Raw genomic sequence first — 19,973 nt, forward strand, 5'->3', positions numbered from 1 at the left:
GCCGCCGCTCCTTACTGGCCGACGATGGCGTCGACAGACGCCGCATCGGTGGCGGTGGCATCGCCGAAGCGACGGTCGGTACAGAGCACCACGCCGGAAACCGGCGAGGCGGCGGTGCCGACCGTGACGGTCAGCCGGGCGAAGCGGTAGCCGCCGTTCCGATCCAGGTTCTCCTGGCGCAGGTTGATCAGAGCCTGCTTGTTGTCGTCGCCGCTCGCCTTGGTGAGCTGCGCGATCGCGGTGCCGGGCACGTCCTTGGCGCCCGCGCCGCCGGCGCTGGTCGCCTGCTCGAACTTGGCATCGACCGTGGCGGCCGCGCCGAGCGTGCCGGCGGCCACAACGGCCAGCAGGCCGAAGTTGTCGCGCATGTCGATCCAAGCGGACGAGACGGAGCCCGGGTTGGTGCTGGCGGGCGCGATCGCGGCGACGACGCCGATGCGCGCGGATGGGGAAAGCAGAGCGTTCATCGATCCGATCCTTGATTGATGTCGAAGAGGAAGCGGGGCCGGCTCGTCACCGGCCCCACCGTCTCAGCGCCTCAGGCGCGCTCCTCGAGCGCGACGAAGTGCGACTTGGTGCGGATGCCGTGCGCCGGCTCCACCGGCTTCGACAGGACGGGCTGGCCGCCGATCCGGAAGATCCAGCGGAACGCCCGGATGTTGTAGTCGAAGTAGAGGTGGATGCTGTCGGCGAAGCTGACGCCGTTCTGCTTGCGGAAGGCCTCGTAGCCGTTGGGGTTGACGAACTGCAGGTCGCCGACGTCGCCCAGCGTCTGGGCATGCTCGGTGAACAGCACCGGTCGGCCGAGCAGCGTGCCGCCAGGCGCCACGGCATAGTTCGGATGCCAGACGGGCTGATCGGCCTCGTTCTTCATCTTCATCAGCGAGGGCATGATGTCGCCGTTCGCCAGCCAAACCGCCTGCTGCGGGTTGATGACGCGGCCGTACATCTTGGCGACGTTGTCGGCGACGATCGTGTCCGACGCCTGGCCCGCCTCCTTGGCGATCGTGATGAGCGCCTGAGAGGCCATGTAGCCCAGCGGCTTGCCCACGCCGTTGCCGTACATGAAAGCGTCCGACGCCTTCCACCGGATCGCGGCCGCGGCCTTGGTGGTCAGCAGCGTGCCGATGCGCGGTGCGTCCTCGAGCAGCTCCTCGGTCGCCAGCACGAAGGCGTAGAGCTCGTTGAGCTTCGTCTCGCGCGGGGTCAGGGCGAAGCGGCTGGGATCCATCCGCTCGGCCTCGACGCGCCAGTTCGCCTGGATGCCCGACGTGCCCCACGGCGTGGTCTCGTCGCCCAGGCCGATCACGGTGTTGGACGACGTCGGATCGGGCGAGATCAGGTTGAGGAACGGATCCTCCTCGCCGAACACCAGGTCGACGATCTGCTGCCGGTACTCGGGCGGCACCAGGTAGCTGCCGGCGGCGTCGCCGGTCTCCATGTGGACGTTGGTCGGCGCCGCGAGGCGATCGTCGACCCGGTAAGCCTGGCCGGCGCCCGGGTTGGCGAGCCGCACCGCCGAAGCGAATTCGGCCAGATGCGTGAAGCCACCATCCTCGAGACGCGCGCGCGAGGCACCGGCGCCGACGATCACGATCTGCGACGGCGCGGCCTGAGCCGGCACGGTGCCAGCGGGCGCCGAGCTCGGCGTCGGGGTGGCGGAGCCGAACTTCGCCATGCGAGCGTTCAGCTTTTCGGCCGCCTCGATCTGCTTCTCGAGACGCGCGAGGTTAGCCTCGTCCTTGGCGTTCTCGGTCTCCTCTTCCGCGGTCAGGTCGCGGTTCTCGCCAATGGCGGTCGTGAGGCGGTCTTCCAGGCGCTTAGCGGTCGCGCGCGCCTCGTTCTTCAGGACAGCAAGGTTCATCGGTTAAGGTCCTCGTGAAGGGGGCGCGCGCGCCCACGAAAAAGGCCGCCCGAAGGCGGCCTCAGCTCATCCGCTCGGGGGAGCGGGGTTCAGATGCTGGCGGTGCGGCCGCGCAGCGCCGCGCGCTGGCGCATCAGCGCCAGCCGGTTGCGGCTCGATCCGTATTTGGCGACCACGTCGCGGAGAGAGGCGACACCATCGATGGCGCCGTTCGCCAGCGCCTGGCTGGCCTGGAAGGTCTTGCCGCGGCCATGGATGCCGGCGACCTCACTGGCCTTGATGCCGCGGCCGCGCGCGATCGCCGCCACGAAGGCGGTGTTGGACAGGTCGACCGACGCCTGGATCTCCGCACGGTCCTCGTCCGAAAGCGGAGCATAGGGGTGGCCGGCGATCTTCTCCGGGTCCGAAGCGATCAGCGTGGTCGCCATGCCGATCTTGGCTTCGAAGCCGGACATGTCGACGTGTCCGGACCGAACGCCGACCGATCCGACCTCGCCGCTGCCGGTGCAGTAGAAGGCGCTCGCCTGGCTCGCCTGCCAATAGGCGGCCGAGAAGCAATATGGGTCGGCGACGGCGACCACCGGCTTGACCTGGCGCGCCGCGAAGATCGCGTCGCCCGCCTCGGCGCAGCCCCAAACATAGCCGCCCGGGCTGCGGATCGCGAGGATGATGGTGCCCACCTTCGGGTCGGCCGCCGCCTCGGACACTCGATCGGAGATCCAGTTGTAGGACGTCCGACCCGACAGTCCGACCGGGTGCAGCAGGCCGGTGATTGGCAGGATCAGCGTCGCGCCCTCGCGGATCGGGTCCGCCGGTTTCACCGCTTCCTGCCGGCCGCTCAACATGCTGGCCAAGCCGGCCAGGCTGTCAGGCACCTTGGCCTCGATCGTCTCGCGAGCGAGATGGTCGGCAAGGAAGGTCGGGTGCATCGCCCAGAGGGTCGATGCGCTGGCTCGTTCACGCATCTTCTGTCTCCACCTGGTCCTGCGGCGCTGTCTGGCCGCCAGTGATCGTGTCGGCTGCGCGATTGCTGTTGAGCGGGGTGCGCGCGTCGCGCGACCAGGCCTCGCCGATCGCCGGCATATCGAACCAGTCGACACGCAGCTCGTCGGCCGACATCAGGCTCGCGGTTCGCGCCAGCACCGCGTTCTTCCACTGCGTTGCGCTGTCGCCGCGTAAGAGGGAATTGAGGTTGATCCGGACCCGGATGCCGGCGGCGCGCATGTCGGCGGTCAGCAGACGCCGGCTGATCGCCTGCTCGATCCGCCGGGTCAGCGGTCGGATCGTGTATTTGACGAAGTCCTGCGCCTGCTGCTCGCTGTTCGCCTTTCCGGCGCTGACCTCCGCGACCATCGACAGCGGGATGCGCCAGTAGCGCGCCAGCTCGACCGTCCGCTGCGTGATCAGCTCCGCCAGCTGGCTGTCGCTGTTGTTCTCGGAGATCGGCTTGTAGTCCATGCCGCCCTCGAGCAGCGCGGTCTTGCCCGGCTTCCAGCCGTCGATCGCCTTCTTGGTGTGCGCGAACTGCTCGTCCGTGAGCTCGCCGGAGGCGGTGACGATACCGCCGGGACGGTTGCCGTTCTGAAAGAAGGTCCGTCCCTGCCGCTCGAGCGCGATCGCGAAGTCGAGCGACCCGCGCGCCATCTGCCATGGTGTCAGAGGGCGCAGCGTGGCGTCGGACAGGCCCTTGAACCAAAAGAGGTCCGCCGGTCCCAGCTGGCGCGCCAGGCCGCCGTCGTCCTGGTAGGTCAGCAGGAAGGAACGATCCTTCCAGTCGACGGTCGTGCGGAGCGGATCGAGCGACCAGATCTCCAGCCCCTCGCCGGTGGAGACCGGTTCGGCAAACGCGGCACCGCGCAGCGCCCCGTTGTAGACCATGCTCGACCAGAACTCGGCACCGGTCTCCAGCGGATTGGGCGCGTAGGCGAGCACGTCGGCGAGCTCGAGCTCGGAGCGGCGGTAATCCTTCTCGATCAGGTCGACCGAGACGCCGCCGGCGGTGTCGGCGATGATGCCGACGCAGAAATTGACGGCCGACACCTTCGCAGCCTCCGACGCGCTGCTGACGCCGGCGCCGAAGGGCAACCCCTCGCCTCCCCAGAAGCGGCCATCGACCAGGTTCTGGCCTACCACGTTGTCGGGCTCCGGCCGTGATGCCGCCGGCGCAAGGTCGTTGCCGATCCGGGAGAAGAGGCGGTCGATGAAGCCCATTTGACCTCCTCACAACATGCGCATGCGCGGTTTCGGTTTCGGCGCTGCTTCCTGGCCGCCGGTGGCCGCTCCCAGCGCCATCACGAGGGCGACCATTCCGTCGATGCGACCTGTCGACTTCGCCTTGTTGAGCTTCCGGTCACCGGCAGGGCTCGGATCCACGACCGCGTTGCGAGCGCACATCGTCAGGACCGGGTTGCCGCCGTGCCGAACCTTTCCGTTCAGGAAGGCGATTTCCGTGCTGTCCATAGCCGGCGCCATGGAGACATGCCCCTGACCGAACGGCTCGAACGGCAGCACCACCCCAAGCTTCGACATCTGCTGCTCAAGGGTCTTGAAGCGAAACCGGTCGAAGTTGATGCGGCGGACGTCCATCCCGGCGCAGATCTCGCCCAGACGACGCCCGACGAACTCGTAATCGACCGCGACGCCTGGTGTCGTCTCGATTAGGCCTTCATCGACCCATCGAGGATAAGGCACCCGGTCCCGCTTGCCATGATCATCGACCGTAGCTCCCGGCTTCCAGAACCATGGTCTGACGTGCCAGCAACCCTGTTCGTCCTGCGCGACCAGCACGAAAGCGGTGAGATCAGTGGTCTCGGCAAGGTCCAGTCCGCCATAGACAGGCGAGGTCAGGAACACCTTCTCGTCTACCGGTCCGTTGGTGGCAGCCCATGTTCCCGGCGCCATGAACGGGGAGAACCGGTTCACCCGCTGGTTCAGGTAGAGGTTGCGGAAGCTGTTCTCAAAGGATGGCAGCCGCGCCGCCTTCGCGGCGGCCGCCTCGAACTCCACGACCGACCGGAAGATGCCCATTGCCGGGTTGGCGGCACGGTGCGCCTCCGGATCGGCCAGATCCGCGTTCGGCTTGGCCGCATGGACGTGGCAGACGATCTTCGGGTCCTTTGACGCAATCGCGTCGTCGATCTTCACCGACAGCATGTCGGCATCGGTTGGCGCCTGGGTCGAGATGATCAGGCGGAGGGCATCGTCATAGGCCCCAGAGGCGGTCTCTACCGCCTCGACAAAGTCGTCCTGGTCGCCGCGAACCTGCCCAAGCTCATCCAGGATCGCCAGCACCGGCGACAGGCCGTGTGCGGTTGAACCCTCGGCCGACAGCGCCTCGTAGGTAACGTTCTTGGCGATGCCGACGAGCGACTTCGCCGAAGGAACGGGACGAACGAGCGGATCCAAGATGGGGCTCAGCTTGACCATCTTGTAGGCGAGGCCGAACACCAGCGCTGCCTGCTTGCGCGAGCGCGCGCCCGAGACGATTTGGCTATTCAGCCGCGCCTCCGGTCCGACCAGGTGGGCCAGGAGGATGCCGGCGATCAGGCCGGTCTTTCCGTTCTTGCGCGCGATGGAGAGGATGCCTTCCGACGTGCCCGCCGGATTGTCGTAGACGTCCAGGATGAACTGCTTCTGGAAGTCGGCCAACCGCATCGGCTGCCCGATCAGCTTTCCCTCGGGAACGAGGCAAAACTTCTCCACGAAGCGGATGACCCGACCGCCGCGGGACGGCGGCGTCACTGGATCGTCGAAGGTCTCGCGAGCAGGTCGTCGTCATCGCCACTGTAGGCGTTGACGCCGCTCTCGATCTCCTGCGCGGCCTCCCGGCGGTTGTTCACGTCACGCTGCTCGCCATGCTTCGAACGGCTGTCGATGCCGAGAGCGCGGCGCAGTGTGACGATCCGGCGCGCCAGCTTGTCCGAGGCGGCGATAGAGCCGATCACCTTGGCTACGCTGACCCGGCCATTCCGCCCCACCGCAAAGGCGGAGATCATTTCGGCATCGGCCATCGCGCGCGCCAAACTCGCTGCGACGTGCAGGTCCGCATCCGTCCATTCACTCTTCGCGCGTTCCGCGATCACCGCGTTCCAGTAAGGGAGATCACCCGGCCGGAGCCGCACGGAGGTCGGCGGCAACAGCTCGCGCGCGCTCGCCGCCATCACCGTGACGGCCGCGGCCGCGCTGTCGATGCGCTGCCGCCGACCGCCCATCGCACCCCCCTCATCGTCCAGGCCGTACCAGCGAAGCAAAAACTGTATTAGCGCTGAAATTACAGGGGCCGTCGGTGTCCCCAGGCGGACCCCCCAGGCTTTTGACCCCCCCCCGGGGGGTCGCGCAACAATGTTACGCGGCGCGCCAGGGGTCGAGGGGGTCGAGCGGCAACCCGTCGGCGCCGAAGGCGAGACGTTCGCGATGTCCGAACTGCTCGGCCGTCACCTTCCGGTTGTGCTCGTCGCAGACGTTGCGGGTGTTCTCGTCGACATCGAGGCCGCCAAGCGCCAGCGGCTGCTCATGGTCGACCACCGTGGCGGCGCGGGTGACGCCTTGAGCCAGGCAGAGCTCGCATAGCCAATGCGTCCGCTCCATCCGCCGGGCTCGCTGCTGCTGCCCTGCCCTGCCCCGCTTCCTCTCAGCGACCCGCTTAGGCACCCCTTAGATCAGGCGGTGGCGATGTCGATCGACACCGCACGCCAGGCGGCGTCATGCGCGTCCCGCTCGTAGAAGCGGACGTACTGGCGCGACCCGATGATCCGGATGCTGTCCTTGATCGCCTCCATCGCTCGCATCCAGCGAGGATCGGCGATCTCGGTGCGCAGCAGCATGAAGAGCTCGGCCCGGTTGATCTGGCCCTGCTTGTCCACCTGGAAGGCGCGGTTGATCAGGGCCTGCAGCTCCACGCTGCCGCCCTGTGCCCACTCGCCCAGGCACTCGTCGATCAACGACTTGGCGGACTGCAGCTCGGGGCCGAACTCGATCAGGTCGGCAACCTGGACCTGCACCTTCAGGCACCCATCGAATGATGTCAGGGTGATGTTGCCCTTCGCCCCGCCACGTGGAGCGCCATAGTGGTCAGCGAGGAGCGCCTGCAGCACGGCCACAGCGGCGAACGTGTCGACCTTGAACTTGCGGATCAGCGCGCCGATCGCGCGGGCCTGCACCATGATGGAGCGGACCTGCTCGTCCATGAGCAGATCCTGTGGCTTGATCGCATGCAGCGGCACCAGCGCGCCCTTGGCGTCGCGCAGATAGGACGTGCCGCCAACCTCGATCAGGCCGGGATGCGAGGTGTCGGTCATCCGCCCAGGCCCTCGTTGGCGACCTTGCCCACGGTGTCGACGGGCAGGACGCTCAGGATCTCGCGGAGCAGGCTGACGGGCACGCCGACGAGGGCGGTGTCCGGATGGCCGGCGTCGACGACACGCTGCAGCTGCTGACGGGGGATGCTCTTCACCAGACCACCACCTTCCCGTTTGGGCTGCGATAAAGGGGCGCGGCCGTCGGCTGCTCGCCGCCACGGAAGGGGGCCATGATGTCGCGGCAGACCGCCTGGGCCATCTCTTCCAGATCGTGGTAGGTCGCGACGTCGCGATCCGGGGCGCTCAGCCGCGCCCGCTGGGTCAGGGCGTCGAAGCGCGGGGTAATCGCCTCGAGCTGATCGGCCAGGTCCGAACGCGGCTGAGCGGGCGCACTGCCGACGGAACGGCGTGCGGCGACAGGCAAGCTGTGGCGACGAACCAACGAGCGGGAGTGATCGGTCAAGATGCGCCTCCCGGTTGGCCGGCCCAGTGCCCTCACATGAGGGTGCACGGGCGCCGGATGCAGCTGTGGCGGGGTCGTTTCTGCCGGTTGGGTGACCGCTTTTCGCCGTTCACTTGCGTGAAGTTGACGCAAGTAAACCCCTAGCCGCGCCGCCAGCGATTCAGCGCCGACACTAGGATCGCGCGCGCGCGCCGGTTGGACATGCGCGATCGGCGCGCGGCGATCGTCACGCCGATGTCGTCGACGATGATCGTCAGCAGCATCGCGGCATGCGGCGCGACGGCCGCGCGCCAATCGCTGTAGGCGCGGTCCCGGATAACGGCCGCGATCCGCTCGGCCGACGCGGCGTCGGGCCCGCCGCCGGTGGAGCGCGGCTCCAGCTTTGCGGTGCGCACGGCGACGTCGGCGGTCAGCGCCTGGTGCGCCAGCGCGATCTCGGCCGCCGCCGCCAGCTGGTGCGCGTCGATCGCGCCGGTGACGTGCAGGCGGGCCAGCGCGCCGTCACGTCGCGCTTCGGCCTCGGCATGGGCGTGCGTCTCCGGCGTGCCCTGGGCCTTGTGCGACCAGGCTTCGCGCCTGGCGACGGGCTCCTCGACGCCGGGCAGCAGCGTGGCGCCGGCGACGCGCAGCGCGGCCTTGCGCGCTTTCCACTCCTGCTTGGACATGCCCTCCGGCTTCCGGGGCAGGCTCGGCGCGGGGCGCGGGTTGCCGAGCACCAGGTGGGCGACGCGCTGCGCCTCCCTCAACGGTGCGATGGCGAGGGGCTCAAGCTTCGTGACGGGATGGCGCATCGTCGGGCACGTGCTCGATGATCGCGACCAGCGCGAGATTGTCTTGCGGTAACGGGGCGGCGAAGCGCGCGCGCTTCATGTCTTCGTCGACCACCCAGCCAACCGCGCGCAGCTCGCGCTTAGCGATCTCCACCATGAGGCCGGGCACGACGATCGCGCGCTGCGTCCCCATCGGCCGCTCGATCGATCCGTCTTTGACGAGCTGGGCGAGCAGCGTGCCGACGCGCTGCTTGCTCACGCCAAGATGCGCGCGGATCTCGTCCATTGACGGGCTGAACCGGCGTTGGATGATATATTCGACGATGAAGGCCAACGCCGCCAGCTTTCGTGGCGGAGGCCGAACGCTGCTGGTCGCTGGAACGCTCATGCCCACCCGTTACTCCCCGGAAACGGAACATAGGGTGAAGGAGGCCTCCTGCGCCAGAGCGAGCGGCGCGCACGGCGAATCGTCAAGCCTCCGGCGGCTCGTCGATGTCGTTGCCGTTGAAGCGTGCCGGCTCGTCGCGCTCCGTGCCCTTGGCGAATATGACGGTGTCGAGCGGGTGTATTTCGCGCTGCGCGCGCCGATCCCACCGGCGATGGATGAAGTCGGGCACGCCCCAGATCCGCACGGCCGCCGTGTATTCGTCGCCGCGGAACGCGACGAAGTGGATGGCGGGGCGGATCGACATATCCGGTCGTCCCCGGAACGGCGATCGCGCGCAAGTCTGGAGCGCTGCGCGTCCGACCACGGCGGAGGAAGTGTCCGCCCTGCCCCCGCCGGCACCGCGCTTTTCCGCCGTTCCTGACCAGCAAAGCGGGCATGATACCCGCTCGATACCCCGCCCTTAGCCACGCAGCCGCCGATGAAGCTGCTTCCACTCCCAGGGCGTGGTCGGCCACGGATCGTCCTGCGCCGGCAGCTTGGTCGGGAGCACCTTTGCGGGCCGCGCACCGCACCGCGCGCATCGCAGGTGCCGCCCGATCTGGGCCAGCTGCGTGCTCCACGCCCGCAGCATGAAATAGCGCGAGGTCCGCGCCGCGTCCCAGACCTGTTCGCGGCCGCAACCGCAGACCACCCGCAGCTGGCACTCGCGCCGGGTCAGATCGAAGAGGTCATCGAGGCGGACGTTCGCGGCCATGTTGGAACATATGCCGAACGCTCACGCATGTAGGAAAGCGCGGATGCTGCTCGCTACCGCGACCCTGCCTCCTCATCCCTCGCGATCGCAGAGGCAGCGAGCGGGACGAACACCGTCACCCGCATCACCTCGTCGACGGCCGCGTCGATCTTGATTTTGTACAGAGCAGAGGCCGGAGGGAACGGCGTGCCGTCGTCCTGCATCCCCGCCAGGTGCAGCTTCAGCGCCTCACCCGCGTTCGCGTACGCCTCCGCGTGCGTATCGCCGGCAGAGACGCATCCGGGCAGATCGGGAAAGAACACTCCAAAGCCATCGATGCCGCGCTCGATCACCGCCGGGTAGGCAACGGGTGAGAAGCTCTTTTCTGAGGAGGGGAACGCAGCCAGGATCTCCGGCGGGAGCTCGGCCGCTGGGCGCGCCCGCGCTACATCCTCGTCAGTCCATTCTGGATTGTCGTCATCGAAGGTGATGGGCGGCTGACCGGTGTTCACGCCGGCACAGCCTCTTGCTTGTCGATCGCCATCTTCAGCCCCAGCGCCTTCAGCACCTTGAGAACGGTGTCGAGGGTCGGGTTACCGTCCTCGCTCAGCGCCTTGTGCAGCGTTTGCCGGTGCAGGCCGGTCTTGCGGGCAAGCTCCGTGATGCCGCCGTTGGCGCGCGCGATCGCCCCCAGCGCGGCGGCGATGTAGCGCGGATCGCCATCGGCAATGGCGTCGCTCAGCAGGTCGGCCTCGTCTTCGACGTCATGCAGATAGTTGGCCGCATCAAACGGCCGGAACTCGATGGTCATGGATTATGCTCCACGGAATAGTACGGTTGTTGATCCACTCTACTTGCGCAGCTCGGCTGCCATCTCCTTTGCCTTCCGAATGTCGCGGGCCTGCGTGCTCTTGTTGCCGCCGCACAGGATCACCGTGCCGTCCAGCATCGTGAAATAGACGCGATAGCCCGGCCCCAGGTGAAAGCGCAGCTCGGCAACGTCGTCGCCCAGCGGCTCCGCGTCTCCGAAGTTGCCGGTGGCGGCGATGCGGGCGATCCGCCGAACGATCGCGCGCCGACCCACCACGTCGCGCAGGCCGTTGAGCCAATCCGTGAACACCGATGTTTCGATCACCTGCATGGATATTTTACTATCCATCCAAGCACGGCATGTCAACTAAAACATACAGCCGGGTGATGTCGAAGCAGGCGTTCGTTGCATGCGGCCTCTAGGCGAGCACGACCTCCAAGATAACCGCGGCATGGCGGCGGCTCCCCTTGGGCTCCACGATCTCCTTCACGCTTGCGCGATAGTGGCAGCCTTGATCGATGAGCGCCTCGGTCAGCCATCCATCGCGTGGCAGGAAGCCGATCTGCTCGCCTCTGGCGTTGAAGACAGCGACGGCGCGGTCGTCGTGCTCGTTCTCGATGTCGTGAAAGAGCTTTACCGCCTCCCCGACCTTCGTTCGCCTTATTGCCGGCTGCCGATAAGACTCTCCGACGATGTTCGCGCTGTAGGTACGGGGTGCCTGGCTGCGCGGCGCAACCGCTGGAGGCATCTGAAAACGGTCGCCTGCGTCACCGGTGACCACACGGAAGGTGATCGTGTGTATCCCCTGCGCGTTCGCGAACGGCTGGATGCAATTGACGCTAGCGTGGAGGATGCGGCGGCCGTTCGCGAGGTCTCGTGCGATCCAATGCCGGTTGGTCAGGTAACCGAGCGGCTTGCCGCTTTTGCCAGAAGCGACATATCCGCCCCGCCCCTTTGGATCAGGCGAGAGAGTGATCGGCTCACTCAACGTCGCCTCCCTGATCCCGGGTTGGCAATCCCGCTCACCCGCCAGCCGCAAGGTTTCTTCGCGAACAGCCATCAATCCGGCCTGTACGACAGCGCCGGGGCGTTGACGCTGCCGGCGGGTCCTTGCCCGGCCATCGACATGGCGATGGTGAAAAGAGCAGCCTTCTGTGCACCACCGAGCGCACGGTAGCAGTCGAGCAGTTCGCGCTCCTCCCGGCTCAGTTCTGGCTCGGGCGGCGCGTCCTCAAGGGGATCATCCGTCTCACCGCTTAGGTAAGCAGGCGTCGTTCCGAGCTCGCGCGCAACGGCGTGCAGCTTGGTCGAACCCTTCTTGCTGCGATGGATGAGGTTGAAAATTGTCGGCTGGCTGACACCCACGCGTCGGGCCAGCTCGGCTTGGCTCAACCCAGCTGCTGCCAACCGTTCCTGAACACGCTGACCAATAAGCGTCATCCACGATGAATGATAAATCTAGCTATTGCACGCTATGATTATCCTGATAAGTTCGGTGCAATATCTGTTTCTATCGTCCCGAATCGAGGCTCCTTGTGTCGATTGACAGCCACAAACCGAGGGAAGCGCTGGATGCTGCCATCAGCGAGCTTGGTTCGCAGGCAGCAATGGCCCGCCTCGTCGGCGTGTCGCAGCCCTCTGTTTGGGGGTGGGTGCATCGACTCGGCAAATTGCCCGCTGAGCACGTCCTTAAGGTCGAAGAGGCGACTGGCATTTCGCGCCACGTCCTGCGCCCGGACATTTACCCGCAAGACACTAAAGCCGCTCCTGACCCGACGAACGCCGACCGCTACAACGGGGTGCGGGCGTGAAGCGTGTGCCAATCCGCATCGTCGGCACCGCCGGCACGAGTGAGCAGGTCGCTGACGGCGCGCCGTTCCTGATCAACGTGCCAAACCTTGGCGATTGCATTGCCATGCATGCCGAGATGAGCAGCGTGATCGATCAGCGCACCGCAGCCGGTGACAGCTCTGTCGGTATCCAGCTCTCACGGGGCGGTGTCGCTGGCATGAACGGCCTCTGCATCTACGCACTCATGACCCCTGACGAGGCCGACGGCTTCGCGGCGAAGCTCATGGAGATCGCCACCCAGGTGCGTGATGCGGCACGCGATCAGGCCGACGCGGCCCTGCGGAAGGCGGCAGGCAAGTGAGCTCGTCCGCGCCCACCGACCTGGCGCCGGTGCTCCTGTCGTTTCGCACCATGATCAGCCGTGTGCTGTTCGGGCACCCGGCTGATCAGGATCAACCGGAGGTCAGCCTCCGCCTGCGCTGCCTCGAACTGGCGATCGCCGCCAAAGGCGACGATCGCTCGATCGAGGATCGGGCGGCAGCTTTCGAGAGCTACGTTCTGGGATATCGCCAGACGGCGAGCACGGCAACGCCCAACCCGCCCCTCGGGCGGGTTCCAGCCTCAGAGGTTGATGCTGCCCATGGGCGTGTTTCAACAATCCTTTTGGCGACCTCTGGAGCCGACCGATCAGCGCATGCCTGGAGTGAGGTCAACGCTGGTGGTCACCCCGCCGACGAGGTCAGCTCTCGTGGCTAGCGGCTTTCAACTTGATGCCGTGATCAATCGCCGAGTTGTACTCGGACGCCGCCTCATCGAGCTGATCAGCATACTGCGGGAAGCGGCCCTTCGCCGCATTGGTCGCCTCTCGGATCAGGCCGCGGATGTTCTCAGGGTCCGAGCGTCCGTGCTGAACCATCCTGATCAGGTTCACCGCCGAATAGTAGTAATGGAAGAGCCCGCGCGCAGTGGCTTCTTCGGTCATAACAATCGCCCTTCGATGGTGGTTTGCACGTCCATCGTAGCCGAGCCGGGGGCGGCGTCCAGCCGCCTCCGGGGAGGGCAGGCATGAAGCGCCAGCTCCACCGCATCGATCATTTCGGGCGCCGCGTTCGCGCGCCCTGGTGGGCGCGGATCCTCCACGCCCTCGGCATCATCAAGGCCAGCCGGTGACGCGCGCCCCGCCGTAACGCGCGGCCACCCGCGTCTCTCTTCCACCGCCCTCCCCGGCTCGCCATCACCTGATCGGCGAGGCGGGAAACTGCTGCCCGGAGCCTGTCATGGTCCCATCACCCGGCACCTACCTGCAACGCCGCCGCGAGGCCGCGTCGATGACGCTCGCCGACGTCGCCCAGCGCCTGTCCACGGTGCCGCGGATGGAGGAGCACGCCCGCGTCGAGTGGATCGCCCTGGTCGAGCTGGATGCCGTGCCGGCGGGCTTCTCCACGATCGCCGCGCTCCGCTCCGCCTTCCCTTTCGACATGACCGTGCTCGCGCAGCTCGACCTGATCCGCATGGGCGCCGATCTGCCGCCCCCGCGCCTCTGCCGCACCTGCGCCTGCAGCGAGTATGATCCCTGCCACGACCGGCTTGGCGCGACCTGCTCCTGGGTTGAGGACGATCTCTGCTCGGCCTGCAGCCACGCCGCGCTGCTCGCCTCGGTGGCGGCATGACCGTGCTGCTCGCCCTCTTCCGCGCGCTGCTCGGCCCGCGCCTCCCCCGCCAGGCCGCCGGCGATCGCTGCCCGATCTGCGACGTGGCGGCATCGATCAACGGCGACACCTGCGCCCGCTGCGACGCGGTCGTCTGGTGATGGTCCGGGTGCCCGATCGCGCCGACGCCGCCGCACGCGCCGCGCGCTGCTTCGCGATTGCGCGCTCGGCCGCCGGCGATCGGCACGGCGCCGTCGCGCGCGGCGAGGCGATCGTCCGCGCCGCCGGCCTCGACCTCGACGACTTCGACGTGCCCGGGCGCTGGCGCCCGATTCGGGGCCGCGCGTGACCGCCCGCCGCGTCACCGAAACGAAGCGCGAGGTCAGCGCCGGCTGCCTCGACTGCGGCCGCCCCGGCGCGCTCTGGTCCGGCGGCAACGCGCAGGCGGTCGCCGCGCGCCACCATGACGCGACCGGACATCGCACCTGGGTCAACGCCTACATGGCGATTCGCTACGGCGCCGCGCCAGACACCAGCGACCAGCATGACATCGAGGACGCGATCGCCGCGTCCAGCTCGGGGGGCGAGCCGGAAGGCGCCCCCCTCACCGTTTCCGACGCGCCTGCGGTTCCAGCCGCCGGCGTGAGCGCACCCACAGGCCGCTCGGTCGAGACATCAGGGCAGATGCCCGGTGGCGCTCGCGGCCGCAAGCCGGAGATGACCACATGACGCTTTCGAACTGGACCGCACGCCCGTCGGGCAACTCCCTCACCATCACCGGGCGCGACAGCACCGGGGTCGCCACCCGGATCACCGGCGTCGAGCAGGTCTGGCCGCAGGGCAGCCACCTGCAGGCGCGGGACGGCCGGGGCACAATCCATCAACTGGTGATGGCATGACCCGCGCCGCCACGCTGCCGATCGCGCAGATCGAGGTCTCACCCTTCAACGTCCGCACCAACGAGGTCGACGCCAACGACGTCGCCGGCCTGGAGGCTTCGATCCTGGAGAACGGGCTGCTCGAGCCGATCATCGTCCACCCGATGGACGGCGACCCGGTGGACGGCCACCGGTTTGGCGCGCTCGCCGGCGGCCGTCGCACGCGGAGCATCCGCAACCTGGTCGAGCGGGGCGCCCTCCCCGCCGACTGGCCGGTGCCGGTGATCGTGCACGAGGATCTCGAGCCGGCGCAGCTTCTCGAGCTCAGCCTGTCGGAGAACATGCTTCGCCGCGATCTGCGCGATTACGAGGTCTTCGCCGCGGTCGCCGCGATGCACCGCCAGGGCGAGCCGCCCGAGCAGATCGCGCGCGCGCTCGGCCAGCGACAGCAGTGGGTCGACCAGGCGCTCCGCCTCGGCAACCTCGCGGCCGACGTCTTCCTCGCCTTCGAGGCCGGGAAGATTGACCTGGAGCAGGCGCGCGCGTTCGGCGCCACCGCCGATCTTGACCTGCAGGCGCAGGCCTGGGCGGCGCTCGGCAGCGGTCCGCCGCATGCCCGCACCCCGGCGGCGATCCGCGCCTGGTACCGGATCGAGGACCGGGAAGCGGAGAAGCTGCTGCGCTTCGTCGGGCCCGACGCCTACGCCGCCGCCGGCGGCTGGTACGAGCACGATCTGTTCGACACTGGCGCCGACGGTCGCGGTCGCGTGTCGGACGATCCGCTGCTCCGCCAGCTCGCCGACGCGAAGGTCGCCTCGCTTCGCGCCAGCATCCGCGAGCGGACCGGGCGCGAGGAGCTGCGGTTCCAGCCGAGCCCGCCCAGCGGCGTCTACGGCGGGCCGGAGTGGGCGCTGCACATCACCCCGACTGAGGAAGGCGACCGGGTGGTTCTGCCAGACGGCGACATCGTGGCGACGATCGCCATCGATGACGCCGGCGAGGCCGAGGTCAGCTATTGGTGGGCGAGCCGTCGCGCCATGGACGGCGACAAGCCGAGGACGGCGCGACGCGAGCGCGTCGCGGCAGGCTCGGCGATCGGCCAGCAATATGACGGCAGCCGCCAGAAGGCGGATGCTGCCATCAAGGAGGAAGCCGGCCTCACCCAGGAGGGCACGGCGACCATGCGGTCGCTCCGCCGGATGATCCTGCGCGCGGCGATCGTCCAGAAGGCGCACGAAGGCAGCACCCTCGGTCGTGATTATCTGGTCTGGGCCCAGCTCCGCATGCTGCTCTCCACGTCGGGCAAGTACGGCCACGCCGAAGGCCCGGCCGAGGTCGGCATGCGCGCGCTGCACAGCCCCGATCCGGATGCGCCTGGCGCGCTGCCGCTGATCCGCGACAGCGAGGCCGGCAAGACCTGGTCGAAGGCCATGGAGACGCTGTCCAAGCAGGGCTTTCTGACCGATTCGGATCTCGGCCGCGCCTTCATCGCCTATCGTCGCGCGACGCCGGCGATCCAGGAGCTCGCGGCCGCGGTGGTCGCCGCGATCGCGCTCGAGCGGTCCCTCGACGCCGACGGCTACCGCGTGCCCGTCCATGACGTCGTCGGCGCCCAAGCCGGCCTCGCCACGCAGCAAGGCATCCGCCACTGGTGGACGCCGACCGGTCCGTTCCTCAACCTGCTGCCCACCGCCGAACGCGCGGCGATCGCCGAGCCCTTCGTCGAGCGGGTGACCTTCGCCAGCTACGGGCGGCTGAAGTCCGACGAGCTGACACCGGCGGTGCTCCGCGTCGTTACCGGTGGCGCGTCCGAGACCCGCAAGATGCAACAGCTTGCGGCCGCGCAGTGGGTGCACCCGCTGCTCTCCTTCCAGCCGGACCCAGGCGTCGGCCGCCTGCCCGTTCAGCAACTGGAGGCAGCGGAGTGAGCGCCGTCCTGCAGTTCAGCCCAATCAAGGGCGCACCGCCGACGATCGAGTGGCTGTCGACAGACGCTCTCCGGATCGATGAAAGCTACCAGCGGTCGATTGCGGGTCGGGACAGCCAGGCGATCATCCGCACCATCGCGGCCGGCTGGGATTGGCGGTTGTGCACGCCTCTCGCCGTCTCGCGCCGCCGCCCGCTCGCTGACGAGCACGTCGCGTCGCATTTCGTCATCGATGGCCAGCATCGGCTCGAGGCCGCGAAGCTGCGCGGCGACATCATGCACCTGCCGTGCATCGTCAACAGCTTTGCCGACGCCGCGGAGGAGGCCAGCCTCTTCGTCGACGTGAACATGCGCAGGCGCCGCGTCACCCCTCTCGACACCTTTCGCGCCGCCATGATCGCGGGTGACGCCCTCGCCCTGGAAGCGGCCGCGCTGATCGACGGCGCCGGGCTGTCCCTGCCTCGGGTCAGCAGTCCAAGCGGCTGGGCACCCAACGAGCTGGGCCAGGTCGGGACGGTGATGAAGGGGTTGAGGAGGAACGGCCGCGACATCACGGCGGCCGCCCTGGCGCACGTCGCTGAAGCCTTCCCGGACGAAAAGCTCGAGCAGGCGGGCCGGATCCTGGACGGCCTTTTCATGATCTACGCCGATCCACCGGCAGGGTTCGATTCCGACCGCCTCTTTCAGACGCTGCTCCGCTTCGACCAGCAGCAATGGGCGGCGCTGGCCATGAACCGCATCGCGGCAACCTCGGACGGTTGGCCGATGGCGATGCGGATGGTGATCGTCGATGCGATGGCGAACGAGCCGGCGCTGCAGGAAGCCGCGGCGTGATCGCGCTCTACCGCCCCGCGAACGGCAGCGAAGGTCGAGCCTTCATGGCACAGTGGTGCGCAAGATGCGCGCTCGATGCCGATGCCGAGGCTGGCGGAGGCTGCGAGATCCTCAGCCGAACCATGATCTTCCAGGTCGGTGACGCCGAGTATCCTGCCGATTGGCGTGAGGACGGTCTGTCAGGACCACGATGCACCGCCTTCTGCTCGATCGACGGCACAGAGCCGCTTGATCCTGCTGCTGCGATCGGACTGCTCCTATGACCGATCTCGCCTACCTCGACGGCCACCACGCCATCATCGGCGCCAGCGATGCCGGCAAGACGTGGACGGCCAAGTATGGCGTCGAGCAGCTGCTCGGCCAGCAGCGCCACACGCTGATCATCGATCCGCTGGGCGTCTGGTACGGACTGCGCTCGTCGGCTGACGGCAAGGCGGCCGGCTTCGACATCCCCATCTTCGGCGGCCCGCACGGCGACGTCGCGATCCGCCCCACCGATGGCGAGGCGATCGCCGGCATCGTCGATGATCAGCGCGTATCTGCGATCGTCGACCTATCGGGCATGACGAACGGGTTGGATCAGCGCTCGTTCGTCCGCGACCTGGTCGCGCGGCTCCGGCGGCGATCGCCGGGCAACTTCCACTTCGTGGTCGACGAGGCGGATGAGTTCGTGCCGGAGAAGGTCCGCGACGACGTCGGCTACGCGCTCCAGGAAGACATGCTCTGGATCGCCAAGAAGGGGCGCTCCGCCGGCTGGGTGCAGACGCTCATCACGCAGCGCACCGCCGACATCGCCAAGTCGGCGCTGTCGCAGAGCCAGACGATCATCGCGCACCAGCTGATCGCGCCGCAGGATCAGAAGCCGTTCCTGGATTACGTCCGCACCCAGGGCTCGAAGGAAGAGCTGGAGAGGATTTCGGCCAATCTCGCCTCGCTTCAGCAAGGACACCGCTACGTCTACTCGCCCAGGCGCCACGTTCTCGAATATGGACAGACGCCCGCGCTGACCACCTTCGACAGCTCGCGCACGCCGCCCGCCGGGCAGAGCCGCGTCGAGCCCCGCACCCTCGCGCAGCTCGACGTGTCGGCGATCGCCGCGGCGCTGGCGCCGCGCGACCCGAGCATCCCGGCCGATCCGGCTGCAGCCTACCAGCTCGGCAACGCCGCCGGCGAAGCGCTGCTCCAGCGCGATCGGCGTATCGCCGAGCTGGAGGCCGACAAGATCGGGCTTGGGCAGAAGATCGAGGCGCTCTTCGCCGAGCGCCACGATCTTCTGGAAGGCATCAGGAACGCCGTCGCCGGCATCTCGGACGCCTTGTCCCACTTCACTCTCGACATGAGCGCTTTTCACGATCCCGCTCGTGAGTTGAAAGCGGCCCTCCCAGCTTACACGAGCGTTGAACCTGATCGGCAGCGACGCGACTCCGCGGCCGTAGATGCGCCGCCGGAAAGCCCCTCCGGCGGCGCAACATCCCCATCCGAACTGCGCGCCCTCGCCGGCCTCGCCGCGGTCTTCCCATCGGGCCTGACCGAGGCGGCTTGGGCGACGCGCACCGGCTACGCGCGGAAGGGCGGCGCGTGGATCCGCCGGCGCAAGCGCTACGTCGACGACGGGCTGATCGAACAGCGGGACGGCCGATGGTTCGCGACCGATGCCGGCGTCAGAGCCGCCGGCGCCGCAGTCCCGGACATGCCGGCGCCCGGTATTGCGCTGGTGAATTGGTGGGCGGAGCGCTTGGGCGCGCCTGGCCGCGTGCTGCGGCTCCTCGCCAACGTCCATCCGCGCGCCCTCACCCGCGACGCGATCGCGGCCGAGCTGAACATGGCGCCAAAGGGCGGCGCCTTCCTCCGCCACCTGGGCGCCGTGAAAGCGGCCGAGCTGGTCGTCGAGGTCAAGCGGCGCCTGGCGATCGCCCCCGAGCTGATGGGGAACCGCTGATGTCGATCGAGCGCATCGACCGCGCCTGGATCAAGGCGCACGGCGGCTCGACCCTCGAGCTGCACCTGAACATGGGGCGGGAGCATCGGCTGACACGCCGGGTCGTCGATCGCCGCACCAGCCAGCCGATCGGCCTCGCCTTCACCGACGTGAGCCGCCGGCGGACCGCGCGATCGCCGGCGACGGCGAGCCGCCACTGGCACGTCGAAACCATCGCCGAGCCGCTGTCCGACTTGGACGAGGCTCTGGATCTTCTCGACCTCGTCCGCCGCGGCGACGAGCTCGCCGACCAAGAAAGGTTCGCAGCATGAGCGACATCATCGCGGCTGACCAGCTGCGCCTCCTGATCGAGCGCATCGAGCGGCTCGAGGAGGAGAAGCGGGGCACGCAGGACGACATCAAGGACGTCTATGCCGAGGCTAAGTCCACCGGGTTCGACGTAAAGACGATGCGCGCGATCGTGCGCCTGCGCCGGCTGGAAAAGCACCACCGGGACGAGGCCGACGCGCTGCTCGAAACCTACCGCCAGGCGCTGGGGCTGCACTGATGAGCGATTTGACAAACGCACGTGCTGAGAGCAGCTTCCGGACCGTCACCGCGCAGATGGCGGTGATGCGGGATGAAAGCCG

The 19,973-nt window shown here is 68.0% G+C and carries 34 protein-coding genes; 14 read left to right on the top strand and 20 right to left on the bottom strand.

Annotated elements, in window-relative coordinates:
• Nucleotides 1-11: 11 nt before the first annotated feature.
• The 19 genes from GGR88_RS06775 to GGR88_RS06865 form a co-directional block, all read right to left on the bottom strand.
• A complete protein-coding gene (locus tag GGR88_RS06775) occupies nt 12-467 on the bottom strand; it encodes a hypothetical protein (RefSeq protein WP_167953797.1) in 456 nt (151 codons plus the stop codon).
• A 71-nt stretch (nt 468-538) separates the two neighbouring features.
• On the bottom strand, nt 539-1,864 hold the full coding sequence (locus tag GGR88_RS06780; RefSeq protein WP_167953798.1) for a phage major capsid protein: 1,326 nt from the start codon (nt 1,862-1,864) through the stop codon (nt 539-541).
• A gap of 89 nt (nt 1,865-1,953) precedes the next feature.
• The gene (locus tag GGR88_RS06785) at nt 1,954-2,829 is read right to left on the bottom strand and encodes a S49 family peptidase (protein ID WP_167953799.1); all 876 of its coding nucleotides are present in this window, start codon (nt 2,827-2,829) and stop codon (nt 1,954-1,956) included.
• Nucleotides 2,822-4,075, bottom strand: coding sequence for a phage portal protein (locus GGR88_RS06790; RefSeq protein ID WP_167953800.1), 1,254 nt, complete (start codon nt 4,073-4,075; stop codon nt 2,822-2,824). Before GGR88_RS06790 ends, GGR88_RS06785 begins: the two co-directional genes overlap by 8 nt.
• Before the next feature lie 9 nt (nt 4,076-4,084).
• On the bottom strand, nt 4,085-5,605 hold the full coding sequence (locus GGR88_RS06795) for a terminase large subunit (protein WP_342449738.1): 1,521 nt from the start codon (nt 5,603-5,605) through the stop codon (nt 4,085-4,087).
• The gene (locus tag GGR88_RS06800) at nt 5,602-6,024 is read right to left on the bottom strand and encodes a terminase small subunit (RefSeq protein WP_167953801.1); all 423 of its coding nucleotides are present in this window, start codon (nt 6,022-6,024) and stop codon (nt 5,602-5,604) included. The genes GGR88_RS06795 and GGR88_RS06800 overlap by 4 nt, the downstream gene beginning before the upstream one ends.
• Nucleotides 6,025-6,208: 184 nt before the next feature.
• On the bottom strand, nt 6,209-6,451 hold the full coding sequence (locus GGR88_RS06805) for an HNH endonuclease (RefSeq protein ID WP_167953802.1): 243 nt from the start codon (nt 6,449-6,451) through the stop codon (nt 6,209-6,211).
• A gap of 71 nt (nt 6,452-6,522) precedes the next feature.
• Nucleotides 6,523-7,161 (bottom strand): DUF3164 family protein, encoded by a 639-nt coding sequence (locus GGR88_RS06810; protein WP_167953803.1) that lies wholly within the window; start codon nt 7,159-7,161, stop codon nt 6,523-6,525.
• The gene (locus GGR88_RS06815; protein WP_167953804.1) at nt 7,158-7,316 is read right to left on the bottom strand and encodes a hypothetical protein; all 159 of its coding nucleotides are present in this window, start codon (nt 7,314-7,316) and stop codon (nt 7,158-7,160) included. The genes GGR88_RS06810 and GGR88_RS06815 overlap by 4 nt, the downstream gene beginning before the upstream one ends.
• Nucleotides 7,313-7,624: a hypothetical protein gene (locus GGR88_RS06820; RefSeq protein ID WP_167953805.1), complete on the bottom strand. Its 312-nt coding sequence runs from the start codon at nt 7,622-7,624 to the stop codon at nt 7,313-7,315. The genes GGR88_RS06815 and GGR88_RS06820 overlap by 4 nt, the downstream gene beginning before the upstream one ends.
• A gap of 140 nt (nt 7,625-7,764) precedes the next feature.
• The gene (locus GGR88_RS06825; protein WP_167953806.1) at nt 7,765-8,415 is read right to left on the bottom strand and encodes a hypothetical protein; all 651 of its coding nucleotides are present in this window, start codon (nt 8,413-8,415) and stop codon (nt 7,765-7,767) included.
• Complete coding sequence (locus GGR88_RS06830; protein ID WP_280742258.1) at nt 8,390-8,782, bottom strand: LexA family protein; 393 nt, start codon at nt 8,780-8,782, stop codon at nt 8,390-8,392. The genes GGR88_RS06825 and GGR88_RS06830 overlap by 26 nt, the downstream gene beginning before the upstream one ends.
• Nucleotides 8,783-8,864: 82 nt before the next feature.
• Nucleotides 8,865-9,086 carry a hypothetical protein gene (locus GGR88_RS06835; RefSeq protein WP_167953808.1) on the bottom strand — a complete coding sequence of 74 codons (222 nt, stop codon included), beginning with the start codon at nt 9,084-9,086 and terminating at the stop codon, nt 8,865-8,867.
• Nucleotides 9,087-9,242: 156 nt separating this feature from the next.
• Nucleotides 9,243-9,536, bottom strand: coding sequence for a hypothetical protein (locus GGR88_RS06840; RefSeq protein WP_167953809.1), 294 nt, complete (start codon nt 9,534-9,536; stop codon nt 9,243-9,245).
• A gap of 53 nt (nt 9,537-9,589) precedes the next feature.
• Nucleotides 9,590-10,027 carry a type II toxin-antitoxin system HicB family antitoxin gene (locus GGR88_RS06845; protein WP_342449739.1) on the bottom strand — a complete coding sequence of 146 codons (438 nt, stop codon included), beginning with the start codon at nt 10,025-10,027 and terminating at the stop codon, nt 9,590-9,592.
• On the bottom strand, nt 10,024-10,326 hold the full coding sequence (locus GGR88_RS06850) for an addiction module antidote protein (RefSeq protein WP_167953810.1): 303 nt from the start codon (nt 10,324-10,326) through the stop codon (nt 10,024-10,026). The genes GGR88_RS06845 and GGR88_RS06850 overlap by 4 nt, the downstream gene beginning before the upstream one ends.
• A gap of 39 nt (nt 10,327-10,365) precedes the next feature.
• Nucleotides 10,366-10,656, bottom strand: coding sequence for a type II toxin-antitoxin system RelE/ParE family toxin (locus tag GGR88_RS06855; RefSeq protein WP_167953811.1), 291 nt, complete (start codon nt 10,654-10,656; stop codon nt 10,366-10,368).
• An 88-nt stretch (nt 10,657-10,744) separates the two neighbouring features.
• Nucleotides 10,745-11,386 (bottom strand): HIRAN domain-containing protein, encoded by a 642-nt coding sequence (locus GGR88_RS06860; protein WP_167953812.1) that lies wholly within the window; start codon nt 11,384-11,386, stop codon nt 10,745-10,747.
• Nucleotides 11,386-11,766 carry a helix-turn-helix domain-containing protein gene (locus GGR88_RS06865; RefSeq protein ID WP_167953813.1) on the bottom strand — a complete coding sequence of 127 codons (381 nt, stop codon included), beginning with the start codon at nt 11,764-11,766 and terminating at the stop codon, nt 11,386-11,388. The genes GGR88_RS06860 and GGR88_RS06865 overlap by 1 nt, the downstream gene beginning before the upstream one ends.
• Nucleotides 11,767-11,861: 95 nt before the next feature.
• Here GGR88_RS06865 and GGR88_RS06870 point away from each other — a divergent pair, with 95 nt between their 5' ends.
• Genes GGR88_RS06870 through GGR88_RS06880 form a run of 3 tightly spaced genes read left to right on the top strand, consistent with a single transcriptional unit; the run spans nt 11,862 to nt 12,873 of the window.
• Entirely contained in the window at nt 11,862-12,137 is a 276-nt protein-coding gene (locus GGR88_RS06870; protein ID WP_342449740.1) for a transcriptional regulator, read from the top strand.
• Between the two features lie 5 nt (nt 12,138-12,142).
• Nucleotides 12,143-12,478, top strand: coding sequence for a hypothetical protein (locus GGR88_RS06875; protein ID WP_167953815.1), 336 nt, complete (start codon nt 12,143-12,145; stop codon nt 12,476-12,478).
• A complete protein-coding gene (locus GGR88_RS06880) occupies nt 12,475-12,873 on the top strand; it encodes a hypothetical protein (protein WP_167953816.1) in 399 nt (132 codons plus the stop codon). Before GGR88_RS06875 ends, GGR88_RS06880 begins: the two co-directional genes overlap by 4 nt.
• Here GGR88_RS06880 and GGR88_RS06885 read toward each other — a convergent pair.
• The gene (locus GGR88_RS06885; RefSeq protein WP_167953817.1) at nt 12,857-13,099 is read right to left on the bottom strand and encodes a hypothetical protein; all 243 of its coding nucleotides are present in this window, start codon (nt 13,097-13,099) and stop codon (nt 12,857-12,859) included. The two genes, GGR88_RS06880 and GGR88_RS06885, sit on opposite strands and share 17 nt — an antisense overlap.
• Nucleotides 13,100-13,394: 295 nt before the next feature.
• Here GGR88_RS06885 and GGR88_RS06890 point away from each other — a divergent pair, with 295 nt between their 5' ends.
• The 11 genes from GGR88_RS06890 to GGR88_RS06940 are packed head-to-tail and all read left to right on the top strand — an operon-like array spanning nt 13,395 to nt 19,891.
• A complete protein-coding gene (locus GGR88_RS06890) occupies nt 13,395-13,787 on the top strand; it encodes a RodZ family helix-turn-helix domain-containing protein (RefSeq protein ID WP_167953818.1) in 393 nt (130 codons plus the stop codon).
• Nucleotides 13,784-13,927 carry a hypothetical protein gene (locus tag GGR88_RS06895; protein ID WP_167953819.1) on the top strand — a complete coding sequence of 48 codons (144 nt, stop codon included), beginning with the start codon at nt 13,784-13,786 and terminating at the stop codon, nt 13,925-13,927. Before GGR88_RS06890 ends, GGR88_RS06895 begins: the two co-directional genes overlap by 4 nt.
• The gene (locus GGR88_RS06900) at nt 13,924-14,115 is read left to right on the top strand and encodes a hypothetical protein (RefSeq protein WP_167953820.1); all 192 of its coding nucleotides are present in this window, start codon (nt 13,924-13,926) and stop codon (nt 14,113-14,115) included. The genes GGR88_RS06895 and GGR88_RS06900 overlap by 4 nt, the downstream gene beginning before the upstream one ends.
• A complete protein-coding gene (locus GGR88_RS06905) occupies nt 14,112-14,495 on the top strand; it encodes a hypothetical protein (protein ID WP_167953821.1) in 384 nt (127 codons plus the stop codon). Before GGR88_RS06900 ends, GGR88_RS06905 begins: the two co-directional genes overlap by 4 nt.
• On the top strand, nt 14,492-14,665 hold the full coding sequence (locus tag GGR88_RS06910) for a hypothetical protein (RefSeq protein ID WP_167953822.1): 174 nt from the start codon (nt 14,492-14,494) through the stop codon (nt 14,663-14,665). The genes GGR88_RS06905 and GGR88_RS06910 overlap by 4 nt, the downstream gene beginning before the upstream one ends.
• A complete protein-coding gene (locus GGR88_RS06915) occupies nt 14,662-16,572 on the top strand; it encodes a ParB/RepB/Spo0J family partition protein (protein WP_167953823.1) in 1,911 nt (636 codons plus the stop codon). The genes GGR88_RS06910 and GGR88_RS06915 overlap by 4 nt, the downstream gene beginning before the upstream one ends.
• Entirely contained in the window at nt 16,569-17,405 is an 837-nt protein-coding gene (locus GGR88_RS06920) for a DUF6551 family protein (protein WP_167953824.1), read from the top strand. The genes GGR88_RS06915 and GGR88_RS06920 overlap by 4 nt, the downstream gene beginning before the upstream one ends.
• Nucleotides 17,402-17,668: a hypothetical protein gene (locus GGR88_RS06925; protein ID WP_167953825.1), complete on the top strand. Its 267-nt coding sequence runs from the start codon at nt 17,402-17,404 to the stop codon at nt 17,666-17,668. The genes GGR88_RS06920 and GGR88_RS06925 overlap by 4 nt, the downstream gene beginning before the upstream one ends.
• The gene (locus tag GGR88_RS06930) at nt 17,665-19,344 is read left to right on the top strand and encodes a hypothetical protein (RefSeq protein ID WP_167953826.1); all 1,680 of its coding nucleotides are present in this window, start codon (nt 17,665-17,667) and stop codon (nt 19,342-19,344) included. Before GGR88_RS06925 ends, GGR88_RS06930 begins: the two co-directional genes overlap by 4 nt.
• Nucleotides 19,344-19,655, top strand: coding sequence for a hypothetical protein (locus GGR88_RS06935; protein WP_167953827.1), 312 nt, complete (start codon nt 19,344-19,346; stop codon nt 19,653-19,655). Before GGR88_RS06930 ends, GGR88_RS06935 begins: the two co-directional genes overlap by 1 nt.
• Nucleotides 19,652-19,891, top strand: coding sequence for a DUF2312 domain-containing protein (locus GGR88_RS06940; protein ID WP_167953828.1), 240 nt, complete (start codon nt 19,652-19,654; stop codon nt 19,889-19,891). The genes GGR88_RS06935 and GGR88_RS06940 overlap by 4 nt, the downstream gene beginning before the upstream one ends.
• Nucleotides 19,892-19,973: the final 82 nt, after the last annotated feature.

Origin of the sequence: Sphingomonas jejuensis (assembly GCF_011927695.1) — a bacterium.
In the GTDB taxonomy this organism is placed as follows: Bacteria; Pseudomonadota; Alphaproteobacteria; order Sphingomonadales; family Sphingomonadaceae; genus Sphingomonas_K; species Sphingomonas_K jejuensis.

What these genes read in the sequence shown, in the direction of transcription:
- GGR88_RS06885 (WP_167953817.1), bottom strand. Translation starts at nt 13,099, where the DNA reads ATGACCGAAGAAGCCACTGCGCGCGGGCTCTTCCATTACTACTATTCG.
- GGR88_RS06935 (WP_167953827.1), top strand. Translation starts at nt 19,344, where the DNA reads ATGTCGATCGAGCGCATCGACCGCGCCTGGATCAAGGCGCACGGCGGC.
- GGR88_RS06855 (WP_167953811.1), bottom strand. Translation starts at nt 10,656, where the DNA reads ATGCAGGTGATCGAAACATCGGTGTTCACGGATTGGCTCAACGGCCTG.
- GGR88_RS06775 (WP_167953797.1), bottom strand. Translation starts at nt 467, where the DNA reads ATGAACGCTCTGCTTTCCCCATCCGCGCGCATCGGCGTCGTCGCCGCG.
- GGR88_RS06785 (WP_167953799.1), bottom strand. Translation starts at nt 2,829, where the DNA reads ATGCGTGAACGAGCCAGCGCATCGACCCTCTGGGCGATGCACCCGACC.
- GGR88_RS06930 (WP_167953826.1), top strand. Translation starts at nt 17,665, where the DNA reads ATGACCGATCTCGCCTACCTCGACGGCCACCACGCCATCATCGGCGCC.
- GGR88_RS06940 (WP_167953828.1), top strand. Translation starts at nt 19,652, where the DNA reads ATGAGCGACATCATCGCGGCTGACCAGCTGCGCCTCCTGATCGAGCGC.
- GGR88_RS06910 (WP_167953822.1), top strand. Translation starts at nt 14,492, where the DNA reads ATGACGCTTTCGAACTGGACCGCACGCCCGTCGGGCAACTCCCTCACC.
- GGR88_RS06805 (WP_167953802.1), bottom strand. Translation starts at nt 6,451, where the DNA reads ATGGAGCGGACGCATTGGCTATGCGAGCTCTGCCTGGCTCAAGGCGTC.
- GGR88_RS06790 (WP_167953800.1), bottom strand. Translation starts at nt 4,075, where the DNA reads ATGGGCTTCATCGACCGCCTCTTCTCCCGGATCGGCAACGACCTTGCG.
- GGR88_RS06780 (WP_167953798.1), bottom strand. Translation starts at nt 1,864, where the DNA reads ATGAACCTTGCTGTCCTGAAGAACGAGGCGCGCGCGACCGCTAAGCGC.
- GGR88_RS06850 (WP_167953810.1), bottom strand. Translation starts at nt 10,326, where the DNA reads ATGACCATCGAGTTCCGGCCGTTTGATGCGGCCAACTATCTGCATGAC.
- GGR88_RS06895 (WP_167953819.1), top strand. Translation starts at nt 13,784, where the DNA reads ATGACCGTGCTGCTCGCCCTCTTCCGCGCGCTGCTCGGCCCGCGCCTC.
- GGR88_RS06825 (WP_167953806.1), bottom strand. Translation starts at nt 8,415, where the DNA reads ATGCGCCATCCCGTCACGAAGCTTGAGCCCCTCGCCATCGCACCGTTG.
- GGR88_RS06890 (WP_167953818.1), top strand. Translation starts at nt 13,395, where the DNA reads ATGGTCCCATCACCCGGCACCTACCTGCAACGCCGCCGCGAGGCCGCG.
- GGR88_RS06865 (WP_167953813.1), bottom strand. Translation starts at nt 11,766, where the DNA reads ATGACGCTTATTGGTCAGCGTGTTCAGGAACGGTTGGCAGCAGCTGGG.
- GGR88_RS06810 (WP_167953803.1), bottom strand. Translation starts at nt 7,161, where the DNA reads ATGACCGACACCTCGCATCCCGGCCTGATCGAGGTTGGCGGCACGTCC.
- GGR88_RS06840 (WP_167953809.1), bottom strand. Translation starts at nt 9,536, where the DNA reads ATGGCCGCGAACGTCCGCCTCGATGACCTCTTCGATCTGACCCGGCGC.
- GGR88_RS06915 (WP_167953823.1), top strand. Translation starts at nt 14,662, where the DNA reads ATGACCCGCGCCGCCACGCTGCCGATCGCGCAGATCGAGGTCTCACCC.
- GGR88_RS06860 (WP_167953812.1), bottom strand. Translation starts at nt 11,386, where the DNA reads ATGGCTGTTCGCGAAGAAACCTTGCGGCTGGCGGGTGAGCGGGATTGC.
- GGR88_RS06800 (WP_167953801.1), bottom strand. Translation starts at nt 6,024, where the DNA reads ATGGCGGCGAGCGCGCGCGAGCTGTTGCCGCCGACCTCCGTGCGGCTC.
- GGR88_RS06835 (WP_167953808.1), bottom strand. Translation starts at nt 9,086, where the DNA reads ATGTCGATCCGCCCCGCCATCCACTTCGTCGCGTTCCGCGGCGACGAA.
- GGR88_RS06830 (WP_280742258.1), bottom strand. Translation starts at nt 8,782, where the DNA reads ATGAGCGTTCCAGCGACCAGCAGCGTTCGGCCTCCGCCACGAAAGCTG.